Here is a 12,195-nt window from a genome sequence, read left to right as displayed (position 1 = left end):
GGTCTACTTCCCCTTGGTTTTGGCACCGTTTCGCGGTGTACGGCCGCCGTTGTGGCCGCCGTTCTCGGTGCCGTTCCTGCTGTCGTACTGCTCGTACGCGTCGACGATACGGCCCACCAGCTTGTGCCGGACGACGTCCTGGGACGACAGCCGGGAGAAATGGACGTCGTCCAGGCCCTCCAGGATCTCCTGCACCTGCCGCAGACCGGACTTCGTCCCGCCGGGCAGGTCGACCTGCGTCACGTCACCCGTGATCACGATCTTCGACTCGAAGCCGAGGCGGGTCAGGAACATCTTCATCTGCTCGGGGCTGGTGTTCTGCGCCTCGTCCAGGATGATGAACGCGTCGTTGAGCGTGCGGCCGCGCATGTACGCCAGCGGCGCGACCTCGATCGTCCCCGCCGCCATCAGCCGCGGGATCGAGTCCGGGTCGAGCATGTCGTGCAGCGCGTCGTACAGCGGGCGCAGGTACGGGTCGATCTTCTCGTAGAGCGTGCCCGGCAGGAAGCCGAGCCGCTCGCCGGCCTCGACCGCGGGGCGGGTCAGGATGATGCGGTTGACCTGCTTGGACTGCAGGGCCTGCACCGCCTTGGCCATCGCCAGATAGGTCTTGCCGGTGCCCGCGGGGCCGATGCCGAAGACGATGGTGTGCTTGTCGATCGCGTCGACGTACCGCTTCTGGTTCAGCGTCTTGGGGCGGATCGTGCGGCCGCGCGAGGACAGGATGTTCTGCGTGAGCACCTCGGCCGGGGTCTCCTGGCCGTCGCTCTCCCCGTTCTCGCTCGCCTTGAGCATGGCGATCGAGCGTTCCACTGCGTCCTCCGTCATCGGCTGCCCCGTGCGGAGCACCAGCATCATCTCGTCGAACACGCGCTGTATGAGGGCGACGTCATGGGTGTCGCCGACCGCGCTGATCTCGTTTCCCCGGACGTGGATGTCGGCCGCCGGGAAGGCCTTCTCGATCACGCGCAACAGGGAGTCGCCTGATCCCAGCACCGTCACCATGGGGTGCTGGGCGGGGACGGTGAACTGTGCTCTCGCCTGTCCCCGCGCGGGGGTGTGAGCTGAGGGTGTCTGAGTCATGGGCCGGCGCTCTAGGCCTGCACATCCTCCTCTGCGGCGTGCGCCGCGTGACGGGTGTGGTCTGCTGCCTCCAGCGTACGACTCCCCGCCGACAGCGCCGAGACCTTTTATCCGACCGATGCGCACCGCGGGACCGGCCGGCGCCCGCCGTACCGGTCGGACCGGCGTCACGGTACTGGTCGGACCGGCGCTCACCGCCCACTCGCCCGGCCGCTCACGCCTGCCCGCCCGGCACTCACCGCGCGCTCGCCCGGCACTCCCGTCCGCCCTGCCGCTACTCACCGTTGCGCGCGGATCACGTCCCGGAACCAGTCGTACGACGCCTTGGGTGTGCGCCGGTGCGTCTCGAAGTCGACGTGCACCAGCCCGAACCGGCGCGCGTACCCCTCGGCCCACTCGAAGTTGTCCAGCAGCGACCACACGAAGTAGCCGCGCACGTCCACACCCGCCTCCACCGCCCGGTGCATGGCGCGGACGTGTCCGTCGAGGTAGGCGATGCGGTCCCGGTCGTCGAGCCCCTCGTAGGAGCAGCCGTTCTCGGTGATGACGATCGGCGGGAGCCGGTCGCCGTAGCGGTCGCGCAGGCCCGTGAGCAGCTCAGTCAGGCCCTCGGGGACGACGGGCCAGCCGAAGTCGGTCAGCGGCTGCCCCTCGATCTCGCGCACCGAGAAGGGCAGTCCCGCCGGGAGCGTCACACCCGCGGACTCGGTCTCCGTGCCCAGCGGGGCGCCCACCCGGGCCGGCGCGTAGTAGTTCACGCCGTACCAGTCCAGCGGCTCGGCGATGACCTCCAGGTCGGCGTCGGCCCGCCTGGAGCCTCCCGGCATCAGCTCACCGATGCCGTCCGGATACCGCCCGGTCAGCAGGGGGTCGGAGAACAGCCGGTTCAGGAGGAGGTCGTAGAAGTCCGCCGCCTCCCGGTCGGCCGGGTCGTCGGAGGCCGGCCAGGTCGGCCCGTGCGAGTTGGCGATTCCGATGTCCGTGGCGCCGCACGCCCGCAGGGCCCGTACCGCCAGGCCGTGGGCGAGCAGTTGGTGGTGGGCCGCCGGCAGGGCGTCGAACAGCAGCTTCCGGCCGGGGGCGTGCGCGCCGACGGCGTGGCCCAGCAGGGTGTGCTCGGCGGGCTCGTTGAGGGTGATCCACTTGCCGACGCGGTCGCCGAGCCGGTCCGCGACCACCGACACGTACTCGGCGAAACGCGACGCCGTGTCCCGGTCCAGCCAGTCCAGGTCCGCCGGCAGGTCCCAGTGGAAGAGGGTCGGCACCGGTCGGACGCCCGCCGCGCACAACTCGTCGACCAGGCGGTCGTAGAAGCCGAGGCCGCCGGGGGAGTCCACCCGCGGCCAGGAGACCGAGAAGCGGTACGCGTCCACGCCCAGGCCCGCCAGGAGTGCCACGTCCTCGGGGTAGCGGTGGTAGTGGTCGCAGGCCACCGCCGCCGTCGAGCCGTCCTTGATCCGTCCCGGCTCGGACGCGAAGACGTCCCACACGGACGGCTTCCGCAGCCCGGCCGCGCCCTCGATCTGGTGCGCCGAGGTGGACACGCCCCACAGGAAGCCGTCCGGGAACCGGGGTACCGGGTGCGTCACCGTGCCCCGGTCGGCCGCGCTCGGGTCAGTCGCCATGCGCGGATCATCCGCACCCCGGCAGGCGAAGTCAACGCCCCCGCGTGGCAGTGCCGTTACGCACCCTCCTTCAGTACCCGCGAGATCAGCCTCCGCTGTTCGTCCGTCAGCCGGGGGTCGGCGGCGTACACCGTCTGGCCGTCCACGGTGATCTGGTAGCTGAACCCGTCCGGCACTCCGACGGGCCGCGTGGTCCGCCCGTCGGCGACCGCCCGCTCCGCCAGGGCGTGCCACTCGGCCGCGTCGGGGCGTCCCGTGGTGTCGATCTCCGCGTGGCGTTCGATGCCCGCGAAGCCTCCTGTGCGCCTCACCTGAATCCGCATGGGTCCGTGTCTAGTACGGAACTACCGTGTCCGCACCCCGACCTGCTCCCAGGCCTTGCCCACCGCCTCCAGCTCGGCGGCGTCGCCGTAGCGCGCCCGGGCGGCCTGCACCGTCAGTGTCGCGAAGTCCGCGAACGACGCGTCCTGTGTCACCTCGCCCCCGGTCAGCACGTCGTACCAGACCTGCCCGGCCCGCTCCCAGGCGTTTCCGCCGAGCTCGGTGGCGAAGAGGTAGAAGGCGTGGTTGGGGATGCCGGAGTTGATGTGGACGCCGCCGTTGTCGCGGCCGGTGCGCACGTACTCGTCCATCGTCGCGGGCTGCGGGTCCTTGCCGAGGACGTCGTCGTCGTACGCCGTGCCCGGGGCCTTCATGGAACGCAGCGCCACCCCCGTCACGCGCGGGGCGAGCAGCCCGGCGCCGATCAGCCAGTCGGCGTCGGCGGCACTCTGGCCGAGCGAGTACTGCTTGATGAGGGCGCCGAAGACGTCGGCCACCGACTCGTTGAGGGCACCCGGCTGGCCGTAGTAGGTCAGGTTGGCGGTGTGCTGGATCACACCGTGGGTCAGCTCGTGGCCGATCACGTCGAGGGGGATGGTGAAGTCGAGGAAGATCTCCCCGTCCCCGTCGCCGAATACCATCTGCTCGCCGTTCCAGAAGGCGTTGTTGTACTCGCGGTCGTAGTGCACGGTGGCGTCCAGCGGCATCCCGGCGCCGTCGATGGAGTTGCGCCCGTAGACCTTGAGGAAGTGCTCGAAGGTCGCGCCGAGCGCCGCGTAGGCGCGGTTCACGGTGGCGTCCTTGCCGGGCTCCTCGCCCTCGCCGCGCACCTTCTTGCCCGGCAGGTCGGTGCCGTGCCGGGCGTCGAAGATCGTGCGCTGCGGCTTCTCCGGCTCGTCGCCGGCGCGCGGGGCGACGGCGGGGGCGCCGATGACCGTGGTCAGCGAGCGGTGGGTGCGCTCGAAGGCGTCGCGCTGGAGGGTCCGGCGGGCGGGCCCGGAGAGCACGGGGTCCGCCTGCTCGGCGAGCTTGTCGAGGACGTGGGGCGGCACGATGGTGCAGAAGACGGGCTCGAAGCCCCCGGGTGTCGTCATGTTCAGCACCATCGCACTGAGTGACCCCGCTGTCACCCCCCGCAATCACGATCGGTGAAAAGCGACGCCAAGACGCCCCTCGGGACAGCGGTGAGTGGTATACGGCACTTTTTGTCCCGGTTCCCTCCATGGTCCCGCATACTGATACGGACCCGCGTGACCGGCGTGACTCGGCTAGGGTGCTGGGCATCATGCGATTCGGGCTGCTTCTCCTTAGCTGCCGCGGCGAGGGCCTGTAGAAGGCCGACTCCCTCCCCGCGGAGCTTGGTGGTGCCGTCGGCCGTCCTTCCGGAACACGCGGACGTCGCGGACGTGCCGCACACCGCGGACATCACGAGGAGCCCACGCCATCATGGCCAACCGCCAGCAGCCCAGTTCCATGCCGACCGCCAAGTACCGCGGGTACGAGCAGGTCGACATCCCCGACCGCACCTGGCCGAACCGGCGCGTCACCACCGCCCCCCGCTGGCTCTCCACCGACCTGCGCGACGGCAACCAGGCGCTGATCGACCCCATGTCGCCCGCCCGTAAGCGCGCGATGTTCGACCTGCTGGTCAAGATGGGCTACAAGGAGATCGAGGTCGGCTTCCCGGCCTCCGGCCAGACCGACTTCGACTTCGTACGCTCGATCATCGAGGACCCGGACGCCATCCCGGACGACGTGACGATCTCCGTACTGACCCAGGCCCGCGAGGACCTGATCGAGCGCACGGTGGAGTCCCTGAAGGGCGCCCGGCGGGCCACCGTCCACCTGTACAACGCCACCGCCCCGGTCTTCCGCCGCGTCGTCTTCCGCGGCTCGCGCGACGACATCAAGCAGATCGCGGTCGACGGCACGCGCCTGGTCATGGAGTACGCCGAGAAACTGCTGGGCCCCGAGACGCAGTTCGGCTACCAGTACAGCCCCGAGATCTTTACCGACACCGAGCTGGACTTCGCGCTGGAGGTCTGCGAGGCGGTGATGGACACCTACCAGCCCGGTCCCGGCCGCGAGATCATCCTCAACCTGCCCGCCACCGTGGAGCGTTCCACGCCCTCCACGCACGCCGACCGCTTCGAGTGGATGCACCGCAACCTCTCCCGCCGCGAGCACGTGGTGCTGTCCGTCCACCCGCACAACGACCGCGGCACGGCGGTGGCGGCGGCCGAGCTGGCCGTCATGGCCGGCGCCGACCGCGTCGAGGGCTGCCTGTTCGGGCAGGGCGAGCGCACCGGCAACGTCGACCTGGTCACCCTGGGCATGAACCTGTTCTCCCAGGGCGTCGACCCGCAGATCGACTTCTCCGACATCGACGAGATCCGTCGCACGTGGGAGTACTGCAACCAGATGGAGGTCCACCCGCGCCACCCGTACGTGGGCGACCTGGTCTACACGTCCTTCTCCGGCTCCCACCAGGACGCCATCAAGAAGGGCTTCGACGCCATGGAGGCCGACGCGAAGGCCAAGGGCGTCACCGTCGACGACATCGAGTGGGCGGTCCCGTACCTGCCGATCGACCCCAAGGACGTCGGCCGCTCCTACGAGGCGGTCATCCGCGTCAACTCGCAGTCCGGCAAGGGCGGCATCGCCTACGTCCTGAAGAACGACCACAAGCTGGACCTGCCGCGCCGGATGCAGATCGAGTTCTCCAGGCTGATCCAGGCCAAGACGGACGCCGAGGGCGGCGAGATCACGCCGACGGCGATCTGGGACGTCTTCCAGGACGAGTACCTGCCCAACCCGGACAACCCCTGGGGCCGCATCCAGGTCGCCAACGGCCAGACCACGACCGACCGCGACGGCATCGACACCCTCACCGTCGACGCCACGGTCGACGGCGCGGAGACCACCCTGGTCGGCACCGGCAACGGCCCGATCTCGGCGTTCTTCCACGCGCTGCAGGGCGTCGGCATCGACGTACGCCTGCTGGACTACCAGGAGCACACGATGAGCGAGGGCGCCTTGGCGCAGGCCGCGTCCTACATCGAGTGCGCCATCGGCGACAAGGTGCTGTGGGGCATCGGAATCGACGCGAACACCACACGCGCCTCACTGAAGGCGGTCGTCTCCGCCGTCAACCGAGCGGCTCGCTGACCAGCCGAATCGGCGGTTTGAGGCCCCGCTCGCCGGAAAACGGCGGGCGGGGCCCCGTCGTATACCGGCCATCTCCGCGTGCAGGTCACGGAAAGGTCTCCTCCGGGGTACTGACTCCACGTCGGTGATGTGGCTAACATCACGCAAGCGCGACGATGCTGTCGCGCCGTTACGGAGGTGCGACGTGCTGCCTGGACGGGGACGAAACGGCCGAGCTGCCCGGCTGCCGCGCATCCTGGGCACACGCACCGCGTGGACACCCGTCGGCGACGGCGAGTTCTTCTGCCCCGGCTGCGGAGGCGACCGCAACTACCAGCGGCTCACCGGCCGCCGCCGCTTCACCATGCTCGGCGTCCCCGTGCTGCCGCGCGGCGAGTCCGCGCCGACCGTCGAGTGCGCGGCCTGCCGCCGCCACTACGGCACCGACGTCCTCGACCACCCGACCACCACCCGCTTCTCCGCGATGCTCCGCGACGCCGTCCACACCGTCGCCCTCGCGGTCCTGGCCGCGGGCGGCACCTGCTCCCGTACGTCGCTGGAGACGGCGGCCGTCGCGGTGCGCGCGGCCGGGTTCGAGGACTGCGACGAGGACCGGCTGAACGCGCTCGTCGAGGCACTGGAGGCGGACACCGGCCGGGTCCACGGGGAGCCCTGCGTGCCCGGCCTGGCCATAGAACTGCACGAGGCGCTGGACCCGCTGGCCCCGCACCTCGCCACCGTCGGCCGCGAGTCGATCCTCCTCCAGGGCGCCCGCATCGCCCTGGCCGACGGCCCCTACACCCCCGCGGAACGCGACGCCCTGGCCACCGTGGGCGCGGCCCTGACCATCTGCTCGGAGGACGTAACCCGCCTGCTGGCGGCGGCACGCACTCCGTCCTGATGTGGTGCCGAGGCGGCACGGGGCGCGTCACAGCACGAGGCACATCACCTCGCGGTCCCCACCCGGACCGAAGTAGTCCCGGCGCAGCCCCCCGTCGGGCGGTTCCGGACGGAAGCCCAGGGAACGGTAGAACAGGATCGCGGCGTCGTTGGCGGGCTCCACGGTCAGCCGGACCCGTTCGGTCCCGCAGCGGCGCAGCCGCTCCAGAACCTCCAGCATCAGCTCCCGGCCCAGCCCCTGCCTGCGCCGGTCCTCGGCCACGCACAGACCGAGTACCCAGCTGTCCCGGTGGAACGCCGCGGTGGCGGCCAGGACGTAGCCGCGTAGCCGGCCGTCACCGTCGTCGAGGACGAGGAGATGACCGGCGGGACCGGCGTACAGGTCGTGGAGCTGCCGCAGCAGGAACGCCGGATAGGCGACCTCCTGGTAGACCTCCTTGTCGAGCCGCTCCAGTTCGGGCAGGTCGGACTCCCGTGCCGGCCGCAACAGCGGAGGCGGTGATTCCGTTTGAGGTGTCGGCCGGGTGAGGCGCTTCTCGTGGTCCAGGGCGCGCTCAAACGGTTCGGCGGTCATGCCACCCCCAGTCGGGACGTGAGACCTCGACACGGCAGCCGTGGCCGCCGTTCAGATGAATGAGGGAATGAGGCTCCGATGGCTGCTTCTGGCCAGAGCGAGCGTCAAATTCGCCTCTGGTTCACGGACAAGTCCAAGCATGACGGGACTGGTCCAGCGTACGCCTGTGCCCGGGCATGGAGAACTGACGCGTTCCCAGCTGTCTCCGCGCCCGCACCGGGCTTACCGTGCGAGCAACGGAGCCACTTTCTGGTCACCGACGTCCCGAGGGGGCTCGTGCGCCGGGTACACGGTTTTGTCCGACACCGAACGAGAATCGGCAGGGTGATGACGCGGGTCCGGCTGCGCGGTCGCCCGCAAGGTGCGGGTCGCGGAGGCGGTGGCCGGACGGCTCGTCGTGTCCGGCGCGGTCCAGGCCGCGCGAGCGGAGCCCCGATCAGATGGTCCTGTGCACCACGGTCGGCGGCACCGCGGTACCTTCACCCGCGCGGGGTTAGCGAGTATCGTGGGCCAGTTTGAGAGGGCGCGGACAGCCGTGCCGAGCCCGGCGAATGAACCTGCCCTTGCCGGGTAGGCATCCCCCGCACGAACTCGATTTCGGCTCAAGGGGGCGTAGTGGATTCCGCGTTCAGGTCCAAAGGGGCATCTGTGGTGCACGGGGCCGGGTTCCGAATCGCCCCCGTTGTCCTGGCGGGCGCCAAGGCTCCTCAGCGAAATCGTCGCCTCACCCCGAGGCGTCCTCGGGTATGACCGTCCCCGTTGTCGCCCCCTCCGAGGACGGCATCCCGTGGCTCGATCCCCAGCCCGGCGGCGTTGGGGCTTTGGTGACCTGGCGTGAGGCGAACGGCGCATTACGTCTGGCCTCGGCGGGCGCGGACCGTACGGTACGCGTCTGGGACCTGCGGTCTGGCACCCCCCTGGGGTCCCCGTTGATCGGCCACACAGCCTGCGTCGGCGCGCTGACCCAGTGGAGAGACGGTACAGGGGAGCATCGTCTGGCGTCGTCAGGCGAGGACCACACGGTGTGGATCTGGGACCCGGCCCGGGGAACGGCCGTCGTGGGACCCCTGACCGGACACAGTGAATGGGTCATGGGCCTGACGAACTGGACCGCACCGGACGGCGGGGCCCGGATCGCCTCGGCCAGTGCGGATCACACCGTCCGGATCTGGGACGCCCGCAGCGGAGACCCGCTGGGGGATCCGTTGATCGCGAGTTCGGGTGGTCTCTGGGCGGTTGCGGCGCTCGTCCTCCCTGACGGTTCTGTGCGGTTGGCGGCCGGCGGCGACGGCGGCGACGTGCACCTGTGGAATGCCGAAACCGGCGAACCTACGGGCCGGATCCCTCAGTTATGCGCTGCGGGCGTCTACGCACTCAAGGCCTGGCAGACCCCGGATGGCTCGGCCCGGCTCGCGATCGGCGGAGTGGACGGCACGGTAGAGGTCCGGGACGCCGAGGGGCGCTCCGTCTGTGAACCCATGACCGGGCACACGGCCGCCGTACGCTCCTTCGCTGTGTGGGCCGGCCACGACGGCGGGACGCTGCTCGCGTCTGCCGCCGCAGACGGCACTGTTCGTATCTGGAATGCCGAGACCGGCACCGCCGTGGGCGACCCCTCGCCCGGTCATCTCGGTTGGATGCCTGCCGTCGCCGCATGGACCGACGACAGCGGAGACTCCTGTCTGGTCACCGCTGGCGACGGAGGGACGATCCGGCTGTGGGATCCCCGGACGGGCCTCGACGTGATGCAGCCGTTGATCGGCCACGTCGCCGGCCAGTGGGCGCTTACCAGTTGGCAGAGCGCTGATGGGTCCGTACGACTGGCCTCAGCGGGGGATGATGCGATTATCCGCCTCTGGGACCCCGAGTCGGGTACACCCGCCGGACCGCCTCTGACAGGGCACACGGCCGGAATCTGGGCGCTCACGAGTTGGACACGCGCGGATGGTCGATCCCGGCTCGCCTCGGCCGGTGACGACGGTACCGTCCGGGTCTGGGATCCCGACACGGGAGCCGCGTTGTACGAACCGCTGCCGGGACAAGCGGCCTGGCTGCCGGCCCTCGCCTCGTGGCAGGGGGCGAACGGTGCATGGTGCCTGGCCTCGGGCGGAACCGACGGCGTCGTACGTGTCTGGGATCCGGAGACAGGAGCGCTCGTCCGGGAATGGGCGTCCGGCTCACCGTGGGTGTTGGCTCTGGCGGCGTGGACGAATGCCGAAGGATCGCAACGACTGGCTTCGGCTGGGGACGACGGCCACATAAGGATCTGGGACCCGGAGACCGGCGATGCGGTGGGCGCGGAGATGGCCGGTCATACCGCATGGGCGCGAGCACTGGCCGTATGGACCACCGATCAAGGACTGCCCGCACTCGCCTCGGCGGGCTTCGACGCTGTTGTGCGGACTTGGGATCCCGAGACGGGGGCCGCGCTGGGCGGCCCGCTCACAGGGCACGCCGCACGTATTGGGGCCCTGACCAATTGGCAGGACGCAGACGGCGGGATCCGTTTGGCCAGCGGCAGCGACGACGACACCGTCCGGGTGTGGGACCCGCATACACAGACCTCGGCAGGCGAGCCTCTCGTGGGTCACACATCGGGTGTCTGGGCCTTGACGAGTTGGACCACCCCCTCGGGCGGCCAGCGGATCGCGTCCGCCGGGTATGACGGAACCGTAAGATTGTGGAATCCGAGGACGGGAGAAGCGGTCCGGACGATCGAAACCGGACCAGTCACCTTGTGGGGTATGTCGGATGCCCCGGCCCAAACGGACCTGCTCGGCCGTAACGCTCTCGCTCGCGCCCTCGCCCACCAGGCCTTCCGGCCCATCGACCCGTCGAAAGGGGAGGGCGGCCCGAGTGTGATCAGCGTCGAGGGACCCTGGGGTAGCGGGAAAAGTACCCTGATGAGCCTGGTACGCGATCTGGCACCGAGTCCGGCCAGCTCCGGCGCGACCCACCCCCGCAAGCGACCCATGACCGCGCGTGAGGCCGTGCGCCTGATCGGCAAATACGGTCGCCACCGATCTGCACCCGAAACTGACCCCGGTCAAGCCGGCATCGTCACCGCCTGGTTCAACCCCTGGTTCTACCAGTCCGGACAACAGGTCTGGGCGGGACTGGCCGGGGAGATCATTGAGGCAGTGGCACCCGTGCTCTACCCGAGCGAGAGCGAACGCGAGCGCTACTGGTTCACCCGCAATCTGGAGCGTGTCGACCGCTTCGCCCTACGGCGGCTACTGCTCCGGCGCACCGTCTCGCCTCTGCTCGGCGTCGGCATTGTCACCGTGCTGCTGCCCTTTCTCCTCGGCCTTGCCGCATTGAACAGGTCTATGGACCTTTTCAGTACGGATTGGACGGCAGCCGACGTCTCGTTCGTCGTCGCCGTCGTATTCCTGCTCGCGGTGCTGATCCATTCCCTCGTCCGGTACTGCGTTGGTCGTGCCTCCCTCTTCATCCCGGGCGCGATGCTGCGCCTGCCGGTACACGAGGGCGGGGAACCAGATGCTCAGGACAGCCAGGACCAGGCCGCTGACCCGCTTCTCCGCGCTTCGGCGGGGTCGCTGTACCTGTTGCAGCACGACATCGGGCAGTTGCTGGGTGATCTCGCTGACACGGGTAATGAACTCGTGGTGTTCATCGACGACCTGGACCGGTGCCGCAGTGATACCACCGCCGAGGTGTTCGAAGCCGTCAATCTCTTCCTGAACGGCATCGCCACCGGGCACGGATTACGTGCCCGCTTCGTCATCGGTCTCGACCCCTCGGTGGTGGCCGGTCATCTGGACGCCTACACGAGTGCGACCGATACCGATCCAGGCGTCTACGCGCAGGACCCGAGCCCTGGTTGGGCCTTCTTGCGCAAGCTCGTCCAACTGCCTGTCGTGCTACCCCAGGTCTCGGACCAGGGAGTGGCGGGCTTCGTCGAAACCGTGACCCGTCTGCCGTCCGCACATCGGACGTCCCTACCTGTGGACGTTCCGGCGCCACGGAGTCGAACCCACGTCGTGTCCGCTGTGCAGGGCGCGCCCCCGGCGGCACCGGCCACCGTACCCACAGGCGGTTCCAGTCCGGGAAACACACGCAGGTCCGCACCCACCGCGGTCCTCGCTGTACGCACCCTCGAACAACATCCCAGGATCCAGAGTCTCCTGAAAGAACGAATCGCAGGGCTGGAGGAACCGTCGATCCGTGAAGCCAAGCGAATGCTGAACGTCTGGCAGCTCTATGAACGAGCGCTCATGGTGGACGAGCCGCTGGCCCGATCCGAGGCGGCGGTGGAACGCGCCTGTCTGCTGGTGTACGTGGCCGAGATCGTCGTGCGATGGCCCGCGTTGCAGCGCCGGCTGCACCGCCGGGTGGAGGGAGGGCGGGGGCTGGGCGTACTCGCGGCGGCGGCCGAGAACGATCTCTCATGGGCAGAGGGACTGAAAGTACTGGGACTTGACCAGCCCCGTCTGGAGCCCGCGGTAGGAGGGCTCAGGCAGTTGCTGCGCACCCAGGACGGGGAGGCGATCGCGAGACTGGCGAGCCGGGTCTTGTGAGCGG

General features: G+C 69.7%; 8 protein-coding genes. 3 read left to right on the top strand and 5 right to left on the bottom strand.

All coding sequences use genetic code 11. From position 1 onward, the window contains the following. Positions 1–3: 3 nt before the first annotated feature. From QC283_RS00760 to QC283_RS00745, 4 genes are all read right to left on the bottom strand, one after another. Positions 4–1,083, bottom strand: coding sequence for a PhoH family protein (locus QC283_RS00760; protein WP_279559319.1), 1,080 nt, complete (start codon positions 1,081–1,083; stop codon positions 4–6). 278 nt (positions 1,084–1,361) lie between these two features. Next, on the bottom strand, positions 1,362–2,708 hold the full coding sequence (locus tag QC283_RS00755) for a GH1 family beta-glucosidase (RefSeq protein WP_279559318.1): 1,347 nt from the start codon (positions 2,706–2,708) through the stop codon (positions 1,362–1,364). Between the two features lie 56 nt (positions 2,709–2,764). Further along, entirely contained in the window at positions 2,765–3,031 is a 267-nt protein-coding gene (locus QC283_RS00750) for a protealysin inhibitor emfourin (RefSeq protein WP_279559317.1), read from the bottom strand. A 21-nt stretch (positions 3,032–3,052) separates the two neighbouring features. Beyond that, complete coding sequence (locus QC283_RS00745) at positions 3,053–4,123, bottom strand: M4 family metallopeptidase (RefSeq protein WP_279559316.1); 1,071 nt, start codon at positions 4,121–4,123, stop codon at positions 3,053–3,055. Positions 4,124–4,475: 352 nt separating this feature from the next. Between QC283_RS00745 and leuA the strand changes: the two genes are divergently transcribed. Continuing rightward, positions 4,476–6,197: a 2-isopropylmalate synthase gene (leuA, locus tag QC283_RS00740; protein WP_279559315.1), complete on the top strand. Its 1,722-nt coding sequence runs from the start codon at positions 4,476–4,478 to the stop codon at positions 6,195–6,197. Between the two features lie 184 nt (positions 6,198–6,381). Continuing rightward, complete coding sequence (locus QC283_RS00735; RefSeq protein ID WP_279559314.1) at positions 6,382–7,077, top strand: TerB family tellurite resistance protein; 696 nt, start codon at positions 6,382–6,384, stop codon at positions 7,075–7,077. A gap of 27 nt (positions 7,078–7,104) precedes the next feature. On the opposite strand, the gene QC283_RS00730 is transcribed toward QC283_RS00735, so the two are convergent. Continuing rightward, complete coding sequence (locus QC283_RS00730; RefSeq protein ID WP_279559313.1) at positions 7,105–7,650, bottom strand: GNAT family N-acetyltransferase; 546 nt, start codon at positions 7,648–7,650, stop codon at positions 7,105–7,107. Positions 7,651–8,201: 551 nt separating this feature from the next. Here QC283_RS00730 and QC283_RS00725 point away from each other — a divergent pair. After that, positions 8,202–12,191: a P-loop NTPase fold protein gene (locus QC283_RS00725; protein WP_336620615.1), complete on the top strand. Its 3,990-nt coding sequence runs from the start codon at positions 8,202–8,204 to the stop codon at positions 12,189–12,191. Positions 12,192–12,195: the final 4 nt, after the last annotated feature.

The organism is Streptomyces sp. DH41 (assembly GCF_029813785.1).
Taxonomy (GTDB): domain Bacteria; phylum Actinomycetota; class Actinomycetes; order Streptomycetales; family Streptomycetaceae; genus Streptomyces.
This window is presented reverse-complemented; position numbering and strand designations above follow the sequence as displayed.